At 36.3% G+C, this 17,129-nt stretch carries 15 protein-coding genes; all 15 read left to right on the forward strand.

What is annotated here, in order from left to right; genetic code table 11:
* Window positions 1–111 precede the first annotated feature (111 nt).
* From X928_RS02805 to ade, 15 genes are read left to right on the forward strand one after another with little or no spacing between them, the layout of a single operon-like run.
* Entirely contained in the window at window positions 112–1,314 is a 1,203-nt protein-coding gene (locus X928_RS02805) for a YgeY family selenium metabolism-linked hydrolase (RefSeq protein WP_103078393.1), read from the forward strand.
* Window positions 1,315–1,328: 14 nt separating this feature from the next.
* Window positions 1,329–2,684 carry a dihydropyrimidinase gene (hydA, locus tag X928_RS02810; protein WP_103078394.1) on the forward strand — a complete coding sequence of 452 codons (1,356 nt, stop codon included), beginning with the start codon at window positions 1,329–1,331 and terminating at the stop codon, window positions 2,682–2,684.
* 19 nt (window positions 2,685–2,703) lie between these two features.
* Window positions 2,704–3,714 carry an ornithine carbamoyltransferase gene (locus tag X928_RS02815; protein WP_103078395.1) on the forward strand — a complete coding sequence of 337 codons (1,011 nt, stop codon included), beginning with the start codon at window positions 2,704–2,706 and terminating at the stop codon, window positions 3,712–3,714.
* Between the two features lie 56 nt (window positions 3,715–3,770).
* On the forward strand, window positions 3,771–6,026 hold the full coding sequence (locus tag X928_RS02820) for a xanthine dehydrogenase family protein molybdopterin-binding subunit (RefSeq protein ID WP_281255715.1): 2,256 nt from the start codon (window positions 3,771–3,773) through the stop codon (window positions 6,024–6,026).
* A complete protein-coding gene (locus X928_RS02825; protein WP_103078397.1) occupies window positions 6,023–6,901 on the forward strand; it encodes an FAD binding domain-containing protein in 879 nt (292 codons plus the stop codon). The genes X928_RS02820 and X928_RS02825 overlap by 4 nt, the downstream gene beginning before the upstream one ends.
* A gap of 42 nt (window positions 6,902–6,943) precedes the next feature.
* Window positions 6,944–7,417 (forward strand): (2Fe-2S)-binding protein, encoded by a 474-nt coding sequence (locus tag X928_RS02830; RefSeq protein WP_103078398.1) that lies wholly within the window; start codon window positions 6,944–6,946, stop codon window positions 7,415–7,417.
* A 5-nt stretch (window positions 7,418–7,422) separates the two neighbouring features.
* Window positions 7,423–8,790 carry an 8-oxoguanine deaminase gene (locus X928_RS02835; RefSeq protein WP_103078399.1) on the forward strand — a complete coding sequence of 456 codons (1,368 nt, stop codon included), beginning with the start codon at window positions 7,423–7,425 and terminating at the stop codon, window positions 8,788–8,790.
* 19 nt (window positions 8,791–8,809) lie between these two features.
* On the forward strand, window positions 8,810–10,141 hold the full coding sequence (gene ssnA, locus X928_RS02840) for a putative aminohydrolase SsnA (RefSeq protein ID WP_103078400.1): 1,332 nt from the start codon (window positions 8,810–8,812) through the stop codon (window positions 10,139–10,141).
* Window positions 10,083–11,000, forward strand: a complete 918-nt coding sequence (locus X928_RS02845) for an FAD binding domain-containing protein (RefSeq protein WP_103078401.1) — start codon at window positions 10,083–10,085, stop codon at window positions 10,998–11,000. The genes ssnA and X928_RS02845 overlap by 59 nt, the downstream gene beginning before the upstream one ends.
* A complete protein-coding gene (locus X928_RS02850; protein WP_103078402.1) occupies window positions 10,997–11,491 on the forward strand; it encodes a (2Fe-2S)-binding protein in 495 nt (164 codons plus the stop codon). Before X928_RS02845 ends, X928_RS02850 begins: the two co-directional genes overlap by 4 nt.
* Window positions 11,478–12,749: a xanthine dehydrogenase family protein molybdopterin-binding subunit gene (locus tag X928_RS10325; RefSeq protein WP_103078403.1), complete on the forward strand. Its 1,272-nt coding sequence runs from the start codon at window positions 11,478–11,480 to the stop codon at window positions 12,747–12,749. The genes X928_RS02850 and X928_RS10325 overlap by 14 nt, the downstream gene beginning before the upstream one ends.
* Window positions 12,750–12,751: 2 nt before the next feature.
* Window positions 12,752–13,747, forward strand: a complete 996-nt coding sequence (locus X928_RS10330) for a xanthine dehydrogenase family protein molybdopterin-binding subunit (RefSeq protein WP_103078404.1) — start codon at window positions 12,752–12,754, stop codon at window positions 13,745–13,747.
* Window positions 13,740–14,291, forward strand: coding sequence for a nucleoside-triphosphatase (locus X928_RS02865; protein WP_169926283.1), 552 nt, complete (start codon window positions 13,740–13,742; stop codon window positions 14,289–14,291). The genes X928_RS10330 and X928_RS02865 overlap by 8 nt, the downstream gene beginning before the upstream one ends.
* 4 nt (window positions 14,292–14,295) lie before the next feature.
* Window positions 14,296–15,387 (forward strand): 4Fe-4S binding protein, encoded by a 1,092-nt coding sequence (locus X928_RS02870; protein WP_103078406.1) that lies wholly within the window; start codon window positions 14,296–14,298, stop codon window positions 15,385–15,387.
* A 16-nt stretch (window positions 15,388–15,403) separates the two neighbouring features.
* Window positions 15,404–17,116, forward strand: coding sequence for an adenine deaminase (gene ade / locus X928_RS02875; protein WP_103078407.1), 1,713 nt, complete (start codon window positions 15,404–15,406; stop codon window positions 17,114–17,116).
* The last annotated feature ends 13 nt before the right edge of the window (window positions 17,117–17,129 follow it).

A 17,129-nucleotide genomic window follows, 5' to 3' on the forward strand; every position in this document is an offset into this window, starting at 1 on the left:
TGGGCTGCGGGGCGAAGGGCGCTAAATTAGATATAGATTACATTTTAAAGTACTTTTTAGAGTTTCTAAAAGTAGTAAACTATTGAATAAAAGGGGGGTTCATTAAAATATATGAATTACAAACAAATATTATCAAAAGCTGAAGAGTACAAAAAAGATATGACTAGATTTCTTAGGGACATGATTGCTATTCCAAGTGAAAGCGGAAAAGAAAAAGAAGTTATTTTACGAATTAAAGAAGAGATGGAAAAAGTTGGTTTCGATCGAATAGACATCGATCCTATGGGAAACGTTCTAGGTTACATCGGCAGTGGGGAACACTTAATAGCTATGGATGCTCATATAGACACAGTAGGTATTGGAGATATAAATTTATGGAATTACGATCCGTATAAAGGTTACGAAGATGAGGAAATTATAGTTGGAAGAGGGGCAAGTGATCAAGAAGGCGGGATGGCTTCTATGGTTTATGGAGCCAAGATTATCAAAGATTTAGATTTATTTGATGATTATACCCTATTAATTACTGGAACAGTTCAAGAAGAAGATTGTGATGGACTCTGTTGGCAATATATCATCGAAGAGGATAAAATTAAACCTGAATTTGTTGTTATTACAGAACCAACTTCTTGCAATATATATAGAGGCCAACGTGGGCGGATGGAAATTAAAGTATCAACGCATGGTATTAGTTGTCATGGTTCAGCTCCGGAAAGAGGAGACAACGCTATATATAAAATGGCTGACGTTATAAAAGAGCTCCAAGTATTACACACTTATTTAAAAGATGATGATTTCTTAGGAAAAGGTAGTCTGACAGTTTCTGAAATCTTTTTTTCTTCTCCTTCAAGATGTGCGGTTGCAGATGGTTGCTCAATATCTATAGATAGAAGGTTGACTTGGGGAGAAAATTGGAATGATGCGTTAAAAGAGATTAAAAACTTACCTTCATCTGCAAAATACAATGCCGATGTGGAACTTTACACTTATGAAAAACCATCCTACACTGGATTAGTATATCCCACACAAGCGTATTTTCCTGCCTGGGTACTATCGGAAGATCATCCTGCTTGTAAAACTCTCATAGATGCATATCAAAACTTATTTGAAGAAAAACCATTGGTAGATAAATGGACTTTTTCCACCAACGGTGTTTCAATAATGGGAAGGTATGGTATATCGTGTATTGGATTCGGTCCGGGACATGAAGATCAAGCACACGCTCCTAACGAAAAAACTTGGAAAAGCGAGTTAGTTAAGGCTGCTGCAATGTATGCATGCATTCCTAAACTGTACGTTCAAAAATACTCGTAAAGGGAAGGATTGAAGTGTTAATACAAAACGGTCTTGTTGTTACCACCACAAAAACTGAAAAAAAGGACATTAGAATAGCAGGAGAGAAAATAAAAGAAATAGATGCTAAGTTAGACCCTAATATAGATGAAGAGGTAATAGATGCAAGTGGAAAGTATGTTTTCCCTGGTATTATAGATAGTCATACGCATTTTAGTTTACACGCTAGAGGTACCACAAGTATAGACGACTTTTACTGGGGAGGTAGATCAGCTGCTTTAGGTGGAGTAACAACACACATAGATTTTGCTGATATGGATGATGTTTCTTTAATGAAGGGATTAGAAAAAAGATTTGAAGAAACTAGAGATTCCGTGATCGATTTTCATTTTCACATGGTCATTAACAACCATTTTAATCCACTTAAGCAAAATCATCAGCTTAAAGAGATAAAAGATTTTGGAATATCTAGTTTAAAAGCTTTCACCACCTACAAAAATATATATATGTTGTCTCATGAGAAATGGGAACCTTTATTTAGAGCAGCTTCAGATGATGATTTAATAGTAGCTGTTCATGCTGAAGATAATGAAATTATTGAAAAAAATATTATCAAATTTCAAAAAGAAAATAAATTAGATGTTCAATACCATCCAGATATAAGGCCAAGCGAAGCTGAACAAAAGGCTGTTAAAGAAATTTGTGAGATTGCTCATAAAGCTAAGGCTTCGTTATACATCGTACATCTTTCATCTGAAAAAGGCTATCAGGTTGTAAAAGATTACAAGAAATTAGAAGATTTTAAATTGTATATCGAAACCACACCCCATTATCTTTTATTAACTAAGGAATTATTAAAAGGTCCTAAAGCTAGACTTTATCTTATGACTCCTCCTTTGAGGGAAAGTCAAGATAACGAAGCTTTGTGGGAAGGTGTTAAAAAAGGTTTTATAGACGTAATTGCCACAGATCACTGTGCATACAATGCAGAACAAAAATCAAAAGGTGAAAATTCGTTAGATATATTTCCTGGTATTCCAGGAGTAGAAACACTTCTCCCGTTGGTTTATACATATGGAGTAAATAAAGGTTTAATTTCTATTAACCACTTGGTTGAGCTGCTTTCCACCAATCCTGCAAAAATTTTTAAATTATACCCAAAAAAAGGAACAATAGCTGTAGGTTCAGACGCTGATTTAGTTATTTTTGATCCAAATTTAAAGGAGGTATTAAATAGTTCTAACACTCATTCAAAAGCTGGATACACTCCTTTTGAAGGATTTGAAGTAGAAGGAATGCCTATTACAACTATTTTAAGAGGAAAGGTAATAGTAAAAGATAGAAAATTCATAGGAGAAAAAGGATTTGGAAGGTTCGTAAAAGCCATATAATCATATCGGAGGAGATAAAATGAATACACTTTTTAGGGGAAAGGATTTTATAACCACGCAAGAATGGAGTGAAGAAGAGTTAGAAACAGTCTTTGAAGTATCCAAAGAACTTAAATTAAGATTTGCATTGGGAGAGCCTACGGATCATTTGTTGAGATCAAAAACTGTCTTTATGATGTTTTTTGAACAATCTACACGAACTCGAAACTCAATAGAAGCAGGTATCACACAACTTGGTGGACATGCTCATGATCTAACGCCAGATAAGATGCAACTTTCTCACGGAGAATCCGCAAAAGACACCGCAATTGTGTTGAGTCGATTCGGCCATGCCATAGCGATAAGAAACTGTTTCTATGGAATTGGAAACAAATACATCAGAGAAGTGGCAAAATATGCCGATGTACCTGTTATCAACCTACAAGATGATATTTATCATCCTTTACAAGGATTGGCAGATTTGATGACAATAAAAGAAAAATGTGGCAATGATCTTAAAAATATTAAAGTCACTATATCTTGGGCTTACGCCACATCACACGCAAAACCTTTGTCCGTACCTCAAACACAGGCATTATTATTTACAAGGTACGGAATGGACGTGACTATAGCCCATCCAAAAGAATTTCCACTTATGTCAGAGATCATAGAACAAGCTAAGCAAAACGCAGAAAAACATGGTGGAAGTTTAAAGTTCACAGACGATATGAACGAAGCATTCGATGAAGCTCAAATTGTAATTCCAAAAAACTGGGGTGGATTTTTAGGCGTGGAAAATCCTGATACGGATGAAGGGAAAAAACAAATGAAAGAAAATCTTGAAAGGCACAAAGATTGGATCTGTGATGAAAGAAGAATGGCTCTGGCCGATAAAGATGTTCTTTATATGCACGCGATGCCCGCAGACAGAGGCAAAGAAGTAACTGATCCTGTCATCGACGGCCCTCATTCAATAATATATGACGAAGCAGAAAACCGCTTACATACAGCAAAAGCAATCATGGCTTTGACTATGGGAGGAAGACCCTGATCACTATTTGGAGGTGAACAATCATTTTTAAAAGTGTTAATCAACCAAAAAAACGAATCGACGCATACGAAAAGGTAACTGGAAAAGCTAAATTTGCTGATGATTTAGAATTTCCAAATATGTTGTATGCAAAGGTACTTAGATCTAAGTATCCTTCGGCGAGAATATTGAACATAAACTTAGACGAAGCCAAAAAGATTCCTGGTGTAAAAGCAATTATAACCGCAAATGATATACCCAACAACGAATTTGGTGTAATTATCCCCGATCAGCAGGTATTGGCTAAAGAAAGGACTTACTTCATAGGAGATGGAATAGCGGTTGTCGCTGCAGAAACGCCAGAGTCTGCAAAAAAAGCTGTTGAAAGTATAAAAGTAGAATATGATGAGATTTCAGGAATTTTTGACCCATTTGAGTCAAAAAACGCGTCATCCATTCATGAAGATAAAGATAATAATCAAGTTATTCATCACAAACTCAGAAAAGGTAATATAGAAGAAGGGTTTAAAAATTCTGATGTAATTTTAGAAAGGGAGTATCAAACTCAATTTATTGAGCATGCCTACATGGAACCCGAGGTTGTAATTGCCGTTCCTTATGAGAACAATAGTGTAGTTACAATATATGGATCAGTACAAAACCCTTTTGCTTGCCGTAACGCGGTAGCTTCAGTTCTAAAAATTGGCTTCAATCAAGTTAGAATTGTTCAAAATCACATAGGTGGATCTTTTGGTGGTAAAGATGAGGTAATTTCTTCTATGGCTGCTCGAGCCGCTGTTCTAGCTTTAAAAACCAACAGGCCTGTAAAATTAAAAAATACCAGGGAAGAATCAATTATCGAAAGTTATAAGAGGCATCCTTACAATATGAGGTACAAAGTAGGGGCTACAAAAGAAGGCAAGCTACTGGCTATGGAAATAGAGGCAATCGCTGACAGTGGAGCTTACGCGTGCCAAACTCCTTTTGTTACTTGGAGGTCTGTTGTTCAAGCAACGGGCCCTTACGAAATTCCAAATGTAAAAACAGATACTTATGGATATTATACAAACAATGTATACACTGGAGCCATGCGCGGTTATGGATCTCCTCAGGTCATATTTGCCAGTGAATCTCTAATGGATGAATTGGCTCAAGAACTCGGGATGAACCCCTTAGAACTTAGATTAAAAAATATTTTTCATGACAATTCTGAAACAGCAAGCGGTCAAAAACTAGATAATCACAAAGTTAGCCTCGAAGAGGTAATAAAAAAGGCTGCGGATTCGATTAATTTTTTGGAAAAGTACAAAGAGTACAGTAGAGAGCAAAAAGGTGACAAAAGAAAAGGAATAGGAATGGCTATAAGTTACAGAGGTTGTAGCTTAGGAGCAGAAGCTGTGGATGCGGCTGGTATCATATTATCTATACAAAAAGATGGAACTGTATATCTCTACAGCGGCTTAGCTGAAAATGGACAAGGTCTAAAAACAGTCTTTTCTCAAATTGTAGCCGAAGAATTAGGGATCGATATTGAAAAGATCAACTTCATGGTTGTCGATACATTAGTTTCCCCAGACAGCGGTTCTACGGTAGCTTCTCGTGCAACGTTGGTTGGAGGAAATGCATCACTCGACGCCGCTAAAAATCTTAAAAAGAAATTGACGGATTTTATAGTCAAAAAATATAATTTGGCATTTAAAGAATTAATATTTAAAGATAATTCGATCTATACACCAGATCAAAAAAGGATAATTTCCTTTGATGAAGCTGCTTCCCAAGCATATAACTCTGGTGTCTTTTTATCTTCATACGGTTGGTACAAAGCCCCGGAGATAAGTTGGGATGAAGAAACTGGGCAAGGCAAACCTTATTTTACATACGTTTATGGATGTCAAATAGCCGAGGTTGAAGTTGACATAGGTACAGGTGAGATAAAAGTGCTTAAAATGGTAGCTGCTCACGATGTTGGAAGGGCTATCAATCCTGCGAATGTTTTAGGTCAATTTTATGGTGGAATATCAATGGGCCTCGGATATGGGATCATGGAAGAGCTGGATATAAACGAGGGATACATCAATAACACCAATTTTGACGAATATTTGATACCCACAGTTAAAGATATGCCTGATATAACTCCGATTATCGTTGAAAATCCTGATCCTAACGGACCTTACGGTGCAAAATCTATAGGAGAACCCACCTTGGAGTTAGGGGCAGCTGCAATAGCAAATGCGGTAGCCCAAGCGACGGGAAGAAGAATAAGATCTTTGCCTATAAACTTAGAAAAAATACTGGTAGGTCATTCTTTGAAAAAAGGAAGGAAGAAAAAATGATTGAATATGATTTTTTAACCGCTAAAGATGTTGATGCTGCTTTGGAATATTTGCACAAATATGAAAGTATAAAAGTAATAGCTGGTGGAACTGATTTACTGGTAGATATACATAAAGAAAGTTCTAGATTAGAAAAATTTGATTATATTTTAGATATTTCTAATATCAAAGCTCTTCAATTCATAGATGAAACGGAAGATTCTGTAGAGTTAGGACCTTTGTGTACACATACCATGTTGATAAATTCAAAAATTATCAATAAACATTTCCCGTTTCTTGTAACAGCAGCAAAGAGTATAGGGTCAACCCAGATTAGAAACAGAGGTACCGTTGGAGGGAATATATCCAATGCCTCTCCAGCAGCTGATTTAATTCCTCCGTTGATGGCTTTAAATGCTGAAATAGAGTTAAGCTCTGTAAACGGGAGAAGACTCATACCTTTAGATAATTATATTGTTGGTCCTTACAAAACTAGTAAAAATAATGATGAACTTGTAACTAAAATAATAATACCAAAGGTAGATGAAAATTATCGTTTTAGTTTTCAAAAAATAGGAAGAAGAAGAGCTTTAAATATAGCAAGATTAAACTTAGCTGTGGTTGCGAAAATAAATAAAAAAGACCTAAAAATTGAAGATATAAGAATCGTTCCAGGTTCCGCAACACCTTTTCCAGTAAGATTTAAAAACATAGAAAGGGAAATACTAAACAAAAAATCTAACGAATTAAATTTAGAAGAGCTAGCAAAAAAAATAGGCGACGAAATGGTGAATATAACTGGTGAAAGATGGTCTACCCCCTACAAAAAGCCAGCCTTAGGGTCAATTTTTAAAAAGGCGATTATAGAGATAACAAATTTAAGTAATGGTCGCTAAGTTCGAATGACTGAAACTTACGTTGATGGAGGTATTCAAAAAATGGGAAAAATTGAAGTAACTCTCTACGTGAATAATAAAAAAGAAGTATTACAAGTGGATCCAACAGAGAGACTTCTTGATACTTTACGCAACCGATTAAAATTAACTAGCGTAAAAGAAGGATGCGATGTGGGCGAATGTGGCGCTTGTACGGTTATTTTAAACGGTGAGGCCGTTCATTCATGTTTAGTGTTAACTGCTCAAGTTGATGGTTATGAAATTTTCACTACAGAGGGTTTGGAAGTTAATGGAAAATTAGACCCGCTGCAACAATCTTTTATTGATCATCAAGCTGTTCAATGCGGTTTTTGCACCCCTGGTATGCTGATGTCTGCTAAAGCTTTGTTGAATAAAAATCCCAATCCCTCAAGGGAAGAAATAAAAACCGCAATAGAAGGAAATCTCTGTAGATGTACCGGATATCAGCAAATAGTTGAAGCGATAGAAGCTGTTACACAGAAAAAGAAAGGGTGATATCTTTGTCGAACATATTAATAAAAAATGCTAAAGTTATTACCACGATGAATACAAATAGAGATCAGTTGAAAGATCACGATATTTTAATTAAAGGAAACAAGATACATAAAATTGCCAAAAATATAGATTTATCAAACGAACAAATAGATGAAGTTATAGATGGTTCCAAATATTATGTATATCCAGGATTGATTAATACTCATCATCATTTCTATCAAACTTTTACTAGGAACATTCCCCAGGTACAAAATGTTGAATTATTCGACTGGTTAAAGTTTTTGTATCCAATTTGGTCAAGATTGACACCAGAAGTTGTTTATTATAGTACTTTAGTTGCAGCAGGAGAACTACTTAAAACTGGTTGTACGACATCAGTTGATCAATTCTATGTTTTTCCAAAGAATCAGCCACCAGATCTTCTTGACAATGAATTTTATGCAGCAAGAGAAATCGGCATCAGATTACACGGTAGTAGAGGAAGTATGTCATTGAGTGAAAAAGATGGTGGCCTTCCTCCTGACTCGGTAGTTCAAACAGAAAACGAAATCTTGAAAGATTCCCAAAGAATTATTGAAAAATTTCATGATCCTTCCTCATTTTCCATGCATAGAGTCATTCTAGCCCCTTGTTCCCCATTCTCTGTAACTTCAACATTACTTAAGCAATCTATTCAATTAGCAAGAGAGTATAGTGTCTGCAGTCATACACACTTAGCCGAAACAAAAGACGAAGAAAGTTTTTGTATTGAGACTTTTGGGAAGAGGCCATTAGAATACATGGAGAGTTTAGATTGGTTAGGTCCTGATGTATGGTTTGCCCATGGGGTTCATTTCAATGAAGAAGAGATAGATAAGTTGGCATTAACTCAAACAGGGGTTGCTCACTGTCCCGTTTCAAATTCAAAACTCGCCTCTGGAGCTGCAAACATTCCCTATATGTTAAAAAAAGATGTAAAAGTTAGCTTAGCTGTGGATGGGAGTGCAAGTAACGACTCTTCTAATATGATTTTAGAAATGAAAACCGCTTTTCTGATGAGTCGATTAATCTACGGTATAAGCGCTATCAATGCTGAGGATGTACTGCGTATGGCTACCAAAGGTGGAAGTGAAGTTATAAACCAACCAGAAATTGGAAGTTTAGAGGAAGGTAAATCCGCAGATATGTTCTTAATCCGTTGGGATCGATTAGATTATACAGGAGGTCTTTACGATCCTATATCCATGCTTATTAATACTGGAGATTCTCAAATTGTAGATATGACAATCGTCAATGGAGAAATAGTTGTAAAAGATGGTGAACTTGTCAAAGTCGATGAAAGAAAAATCATAGACAAAGCTAATGAACTTTCTAAAATGATGGTTGAAGCCTGAAATTTGGAGGGGAAAAAACATGATGTTAATAGGTAACGCCACTATTCTCACCTTTGATGAAGAAATCCCTATAATTGAGAATGGTGCACTATTAATAGAAGGCAAAAAAATAAAAGAAATAGGAGAGACTGAAGCTTTACTTCAAAAATATCCAAACGCTGTTTTCAAAAACGCCCAAGATAAAATTCTAATGCCAGGTTTGATAAATACTCACACACACCTGTACAGCACTTTCGCCAGAGGTATGAATTTAAAAACCGACATCCCTCCACAAAACTTTTTAGAAATATTAGAAAAATTGTGGTGGCGATTGGACAACACTTTAAACGAAGAGGATATTTATTACAGTGCGTTATTTGCAATCTTAGATTGCATAAAAAACGGAGTAACAACGATTTTTGATCATCATGCAAGTTTTAATTATATAGATGGAAGTTTGGATATCATCGCGCAAGCTGTCATGGAAACAGGTATAAGAGCCAATCTTTGTTATGAAGTATCAGATAGACATGGACAGGCTAAAAGTGATGCCTCTCTAAAAGAAAATGAAAGGTTTATTAGAAAGATTAAGGATTCTGAGAACGATAAATTAGGTGGAATGATTGGATTACACGCTTCTTTTACCCTTGAAGACAAAACTTTAAACAAGGCCTCGGAGTTAGCTGACGAATTAAACGTTCCTTTTCATATCCATGTAGCAGAAGGAATAGCAGATTTACAAGACAGTGTAAAAAGAGGTTACATAGGAGTAGTCGATAGATTATCGAAATTTAAAATATTAAGACCTCATGGTTTAGCTGTTCATGGCGTTCATATAAAGAAGGAAGAGATTCCAATTTTGAAGGAAAGTGGTGCATACGTTGTTCATAATCCAGAATCAAACATGGGAAACGCAGTAGGAGCGGCTCCAATAAAAGATTTCTTTGATCACGGAATCCTAACCGGATTGGGAACAGATGCCTACACGCACGACATGTTCGAAAGTATAAAAGTTGCCAATTTACTCCAAAAGCATCAATTAGGTGATCCACAGGCAGGATGGAGCGAAGTTTACAACATGGCGTTTAATAATAATGTGCAAATTGCTTCTAACCTTTTAAACCTAAAAATAGGAAAGATAAAAGAGAATTTCCCAGCCGATTTAATAATAGTGGATTATATCTCCCCAACACCCGTTGAAAAAGACAACGTTTATTCCCACATCCTTTTCGGAATGAACGGTGGGATGGTTGATACGGTTATTATAGACGGCAAAATTATTATGGATAATCGGGAGGTGACGGTTTTAGATTATGAAAGAATACACAGGAGAACTCGGGAACAAGCAAGAAGATTTTGGGAGAGATTCTGATCAATACTTTGCTCCTAAAACATTAAAAGAAGCTACAGAAATACTTTCAAGATACAGCCCTAACATCAAAATCATCGCAGGTGGTACAGATGTTTTGGTAGATTACTTTGACCGTCTTTATGAAATAGAAAGGTGGTTGAGCTTAAAAAACCTCAATGAACTGAAAAAATTCGAAATCAACAATGATCGAGTTGAAATTGGTGCCTTACTCACCCACGATGAATTAGAAAAATCTGAGATTATACAAAGATATTTTCCACTTATCAGTCAAGCTGCATGGGATGTTGGATCACCTCAAATCAGAAACATGGGCACCATAGGTGGAAATATTGCAAATTCTTCCCCTGCTGGGGATTTATTACCTCCTTTAATGGCATATGATGCAGTATTCAAACTAACTTCCCAAAACGAAACTCGTGAAGTACCCGCACAAGACTTTTTTCTAGGACCTAAAAAAAACGTACTTAGAAAGAATGAAATCATCGAAAAAATTATCATTCCAATTCCCCAAAAACAAACCTATGGAAAATGGTTCAAAGTTGGAAAAAGAAATGCCTTAATAATTTCAAGTATCACGTTGGCTCTTGTTGTGACTTTCGATGATGATGAACGCATAAAAACAGTGAAATGTTGTCTTGGTTCTGTGGCTCCCGTTCCAGTTGAAATCTCACAAATTCAACCTTTGATGGTTGGCAAAAAGTTAAAAGAAATAGATTATTCTCAGATTGGAAAAGTGGTTTCTGAAAATATTTCACCAATAGACGACATAAGAGGAACCAAAGAATATCGAATAGAAGTTGCAAAAAATCTAACAGTTAACGCTTTAAATGAAATAGAAAGGATGGTGAGGGTAGATTGAAAATAAGCTTTACCATAAATGGTATTAATAGAAAATGCAATGTAAATTCAACTACCCGATTGTTGGATTTAATTAGGGACGATCTGAATCTTACAGGTACAAAAGAAGGTTGTGGAAAAGGAGAATGTGGCGCATGTACGGTTATAATGAACGATAAAATCGTAGCCTCTTGTTTAGTACTTGCATATGAAGCTGATGGTGCAGAAATAGTCACTATTGAAGGTTTAAGCGATAAAAATATTTTACATCCTATTCAACAGGCATACATCGAAACAGGAGCAGTACAATGTGGATTTTGTACGCCTGGATTCATATTAGCAACTAAGAAACTTCTCGATGAAATTCCTAACCCAACTGAAGAAGAAATAAAAAGGGGATTATCCGGGAATATCTGTAGATGTACAGGGTACCAAAAAATAATAGACGCTGTTAGACTCTCGGTCATTAAAATCGCTGAGTATAAGCGAGGTGAGAAAGTTGAAATCAAATAAATACGTGGGAGAGAATGTCTTCAAAGTTGACGCCAAAGACAAGGTGACAGGTAAAGCTATTTATCCCGATGATATATACCTTGAAGACATGCTCTATGTGAAAGTTAAACGCGCAACTCACCCACATGCTTACATTCAAAAGATAGATGCTTCCAAGGCAGAATCACTACCGGGGGTAATTAAAGTTATAACTGCAAAAGATTATCCGCATTTGAAAAAGTTTGGATTGATAATCAAAGATCAACCCGTTCTGGTTGGGATAGGAGAGAAGACCCGTTTTATGGGAGATGCATTGGCATTAGTCGTTGCAAAGAGTAAAGAAATTGCCTCCAAAGCAATTAATTTAATAGAGGTAGAGGTTAAAGAATTAGAAGTAATTACAGATCCTTTCAGGGCAATGGAAGAAGACGCCCCAAAAATTCATGAAGATGGAAACATACTCGTCACTCACCAATTAAACAAAGGAGATATTAAAAAGGGATTTGATGAATCTGACGTAATAATAGAAAGAGAGTACAAAACACAGCATATCGATCAGCTGCCTTTACAAGTGGAGTCTGGCGTAGCTGTTTACGACGAAAAAACTGGTGTAATAACTATTTGGGCAGCTACACAATGGCTTCATGATACACAAGCAGATATAGCCCAATCTTTGAATCTACCCAAAGAAAAAATCAGAATAATACAACCTGTTATTGGTGGAGCGTTTGGTAGGAAAGAGGATATTTCAGTACATATACATTTAGCATTGGCTGCAATGATAACAAAACACCCTGTTAAATTAACTTACACAAGAGAAGAATCTATGATCGCTCAGTCTAAAAGGCATCCTTTGTATATAAAGGCAAAAACTGGAGCTACCAAAGATGGAATCCTAAAAGCATGGGAGGTTGAAATTGTAGGTGATACTGGGGCATATGCATCTAGTGGACCTGCTGTTGTACATAAAGGTATGTACCATTGTACAGGTCCGTACAATGTACCTAACGTTATGGGTATCGCTCATACCGTTTACACTAACAATACATACGCTGGTGCTATGAGAGGATTTGGAGCAATGCAGATGGCTTTCGCCTATGAATCTCAAATGAACATATTAGCTGAAAAGTTAGACATGAATCCAGCAGAGCTCAGACTTAAAAACGCCTATCGAATTGGTTCTACTACGCCAAATGGTCAAAGACTTACACAAAGTGTAAATGTCGTTGAAACCATAGAAGAAGCTTTAAAGCTTTCCAGTGAGAAAGAGGGTGTTTGACAATGAAGAAAAAAGGTAGAGGTATGGCTACGATAATGTTTGGATATGGTTACGGTGAAGGATTTCCAGATTTTTCCCATGCGACGGTTGAATTTACCGATGATGAAAAGGTTTTGGTGGTAACCGCCGCCGCAGATGTAGGACAAGGAGTTTTAACGGTTGTCACTCAAATTGCCGCAGAAGTACTATCTGTTGAGGTTGAAAAAATAAAAGTTATTCAAGGTGATACCCATAAAACTATGAATGCAGGCTCAACCTCTGCAACTCGTCAAACCACCTTTACAGGAAATGCAGTAAAACAGGCGTGTGAAAATTTAAAGGGAAAAATCTACCACTATGCGAGCTTAGAATTTAACAGTAATTATCCAGAATTAACTTTGAAAGATGGAAAAATCATCTACAATCCTAACTCCGAAAAATCTCTTACTTACTGGGATTTGAAAAGAAAGGTGGAAGAAAAAGGAGAAATTTTGAAAGGTGAGTCAACGTTCTTTCCTCCAACATACTCTCCAGACCTAATATCCGGCCAAGCTGATAAAGTATACGTTGCCTACACCTTTATGACTCAGATCGTAGATGTGGAAGTAGACACAATTACAGGAAAAGTTGATGTCAAAGATGTGTACACAGCCCTTGACTGTGGGAAGGCTATAAATCCAAAAAATGTAGAAGGGCAGATCGAAGGTGGTACAGTGCAAGGAATAGGAATGGCCCTTATGGAAGAACAAGTAATAAAAAATGGAATCACGTTAAATCCAAATATGACAGGTTACCTGGTTCCAACTTCTATGGATGTTCCGAATTTTCACTCAGTTTTAATTGAAAATGAAGATGCTATTGGACCATTTGGAGCAAAAGGTGTAGGAGAACCAACAATCATGGCAGCCTCTCCTGCTATTGCTAACGCTATTTACGATGCCATAGGTGTCAGATTTTATGAGTTACCCATCACTCCGGAAAAAATTCTTAAAGCTTTAAAAGAAAAAGATGATGATTAAAAAGAATATTTTTCTTACAGGTTTTGTGGGGGTCGGTAAATCAACGATTATAAGTAAAGTGATCAAGCAACTATCATTGAATATATCTGGTTTTTCAGTTGCTAGAGAAGGTAAAAAAAATAACTGGAACTCATTTTATTTAATAGATGCATCTTCTCTTAGCAAAGATAATCAACCTAGAAAAAATGAATTCAACAGATTTGCATTCAGAAATGATTACTCTAAAAATTGGGAGATAAATATTCAAGTATTTGACAAACTCGGTGTACAACTCCTTACAAACATCGACCATGCTGACGTAGTAATCATGGATGAATTAGGGAGATTCGAGTTAACTGCATACCAGTTTCAAAAGAAAGTCAAAGAAGTTTTGAATAGTGACAAACCTGTTTTAGGTGTAATAAAAGATGAATCTAACGCATTTTTGGATGATATTAGGAATAGAAAAGACGTTCAAATATTTAGAGTAACCTTGGGAAACCGCGAAGAAGTTTACAAAGAGGTATTGAGTTTGATAAAACAAATAATTTCAATGAAGGAGTGAATTTATGGCTGATATATCTGTAGACTTATTAGGAATGTTGTTGAAAACCCCTGTAATGCCCGCTGCTGGGCCTCCCATTAAAGATGGAGAGAGTGCTCACAAAGCCAAAGAAGGAGGAGCTGGAGCAATCGTTACTAAAACGGTCTCAGTGAATGCTGCAAAAGTTCCAAAGCCAAATATGGCACAAGTAAAAGGAGGTTTTATCAATACCGAACTTTGGTCTGAGTTATCCTTAGAGCAATGGATTGAAAAAGAATACCCCAAGGTTGTTGAAACAGGTTTACCTGTGATAATAGGGGTTGGATACACCTCTGAAGAGATAAAGGAAGTAATACCACAAGCAGAACAATTCGCTGATGCCTTTGAACTCTCTACCCATTATCTTGGTAATGATCCAACACCTATGATTAACAGCATAAAAGCTGCAAAAGAAAGTACAGACCTTCCCGTTATGGTAAAACTTAGTCCACAAGTAGATATTCCTACGTTTGCAAAAGAGGCTGAAAAGGCTGGTGCAGATGGTTTAGTCTTAATAAACTCTTTCGGTCCGACGTTAGATATTGATTTAGAAAGTGGTAAACCTTTGTTGGGAAGTGAGAATGGTTTTGGATGGCTATCAGGTCAAGCAATATTTCCCTTAGCATTGAGGGCAGTTTTTGAGGCTGTAAGATCGGTTAATATTCCAGTAGTTGGAGTAGGTGGAGTCAGTACAGGTAAAGAAGCCATAAAGATGATAATGGCAGGAGCCCAAGCGGTTCAAGTCTGTACCGCTGCCATTTTAAATGGACCTCAAATATATAGCAAAATTGCCAACGAAATTGAAAAGTATCTGGACGTTCATGGTTTCAACTCCCTAGAAGAAATTAGGGGAATCGCTCAAAAAAATACCGTTATTCAGCCAAATTATAAATTGATAGTTCCAGATATAAACGATGAAAAATGCACAGAATGCGGTTTGTGTGTTAAAAGTTGTGTTTATGATGCAATTCACCTCGTAAAAGATCTCCACAGTGTGAGAATAGATACAAATAAATGCGCTGGTTGTGGATTATGTATAACAAGATGTAATTTCAACGCTCTGTCCTTGCCTTTATAGAGGGGGGGTAATACTATTGTCAAACAAAGATCTTTTACCAATAGCTTTAGGAAAGGAAAAAGCAGATTTAGTATTCAAAAACGGAAAAATAATAGACGTTTTTAACGAACAAGTTATAGAAGAAGATTTAGCTACTTCCAATGGTGTAATCATAGGCTTTGGAAATTATGAGGGTAAAGAAGAAATTGACTTAGAAGGCAAATTCATTTCTCCGGGATTCATAGACGCCCACCTACATTTGGAAAGTGCCATGGTTACAATAGAAGAATTCGCTAAAACGGTCATCCCTTTGGGGACGTTGACACTTGTTGCTGATCCACATGAGATAGCAAATGTATCTGGGGAAGTTGGTATAAAATACTTCTTGACAATTGGGAACAATTTACCATGGAATTTTAATTTAATGATACCCTCGTGTGTGCCTGTTACTCCTTTCGATAAATCAGGTTCGGTACTGAACGCAGAAAAAATAAAAGAATTAATTGCAGAAGGAAGTTTTTTTGGCCTTGGTGAGGTTATGGATTATGAAGGAGTTTTAACTGGTAAAGATTATATTTGGGATAAGATAGAACTGATGAAGAACTATTTTATTGATGGTCATGCACCAAAACTAGAAGGCAAATTTTTAAATGCATATCTTTTAGCTGGAATCATGGCTGATCACGAAACCACATCCCCCGATGAGGCATTAGAAAAGGTTTCAAAAGGTATGTACATAATGGTTAGGGAAGGTTCAGTTACGAGGGATCTTCAGAGCTTGTTACCTGCAATTAACGATAAAAACAACTGTAACTTTTTATTCGCCACAGATGACAAACACCCTGAAGACCTTCTCTCAGAAGGCCATATTAATTTTATGATTAAAAAGGCTATAAAACTCGGAATGGAACCAATTAGAGCGATAAAACTTGCCACTCTGAATGCTGCACGTTCTTTAGGATTACACCGTTTGGGAGGTATTGCTCCAGGTTATAAGGCTGATTTTCTGATAATCGACAATTTAGATGATTTGAACGTTTTACAAGTTTACAAAGACGGAAAAAAAGTAGCAGAAAACGGAAAAGCATTATTCCAAGTTGACTCTAATAACTTTGAAAAACCTCCGTCCATTTTTCATTCTGTAAATATTGCTCCCATTAAAGAAGAGGATTTCAATATTCCTAAGGGGAAAACTTACCGTGTTATTAACATGATTCAGGATCAAATTATCACTGAAGAGGAGTTTTTCTCATTTCCAGATAGTTTTGAAGAAGAACGATTTATAAGGTATAATATAAATAAAATTGCGGTTGTAGAAAGACACAAAAGTACTGGAAAGATTGGTTTGGGTTTGATAAGGGGTTTTGGATTGGAGTTTGGTGCCATTGCGAGCTCCATAGCTCATGATTCTCACAACATTATTGTAATAGGTACGAATTCAAGAGATATGAAGATGGCAATAGACAAGATAGCTGAAATTCAGGGTGGAATTGTGATTGTTAATAATAAAAATATTGTTGATTTTATCAACTTACCCATCGGAGGACTTGTTTCTACCGACCCAATTGGAAAAGTTTCCGAAAAGCTTCGAGTACTTAGAAAAATTGCCCATGACTTAGGGGTCAAAATAAACAGCCCTTTCATGACATTAGCGTTTATGGGTTTACCAGTGGTTCCCAAATTAAAGATAACTTGTGATGGTTTATATGACGTTGAAAATCATACTTTTGTTCCATTAGTTGTAAATTGATATTTTAAAAGGG

It is taken from the genome of Petrotoga miotherma DSM 10691 (assembly GCF_002895605.1).
Taxonomy (GTDB): Bacteria; Thermotogota; Thermotogae; order Petrotogales; family Petrotogaceae; genus Petrotoga; species Petrotoga miotherma.

Bases quoted from the DNA above. Each gene is read 5' to 3' on its own strand.
- X928_RS02805 (WP_103078393.1), top strand. From the start codon at position 112: ATGAATTACAAACAAATATTATCAAAAGCTGAAGAGTACAAAAAAGAT.
- X928_RS02815 (WP_103078395.1), top strand. From the start codon at position 2,704: ATGAATACACTTTTTAGGGGAAAGGATTTTATAACCACGCAAGAATGG.
- X928_RS02825 (WP_103078397.1), top strand. From the start codon at position 6,023: ATGATTGAATATGATTTTTTAACCGCTAAAGATGTTGATGCTGCTTTG.
- X928_RS02830 (WP_103078398.1), top strand. From the start codon at position 6,944: ATGGGAAAAATTGAAGTAACTCTCTACGTGAATAATAAAAAAGAAGTA.
- ssnA (WP_103078400.1), top strand. From the start codon at position 8,810: ATGATGTTAATAGGTAACGCCACTATTCTCACCTTTGATGAAGAAATC.
- X928_RS02845 (WP_103078401.1), top strand. From the start codon at position 10,083: ATGAAAGAATACACAGGAGAACTCGGGAACAAGCAAGAAGATTTTGGG.
- X928_RS10330 (WP_103078404.1), top strand. From the start codon at position 12,752: ATGAAGAAAAAAGGTAGAGGTATGGCTACGATAATGTTTGGATATGGT.
- X928_RS02865 (WP_169926283.1), top strand. From the start codon at position 13,740: ATGATTAAAAAGAATATTTTTCTTACAGGTTTTGTGGGGGTCGGTAAA.
- X928_RS02870 (WP_103078406.1), top strand. From the start codon at position 14,296: ATGGCTGATATATCTGTAGACTTATTAGGAATGTTGTTGAAAACCCCT.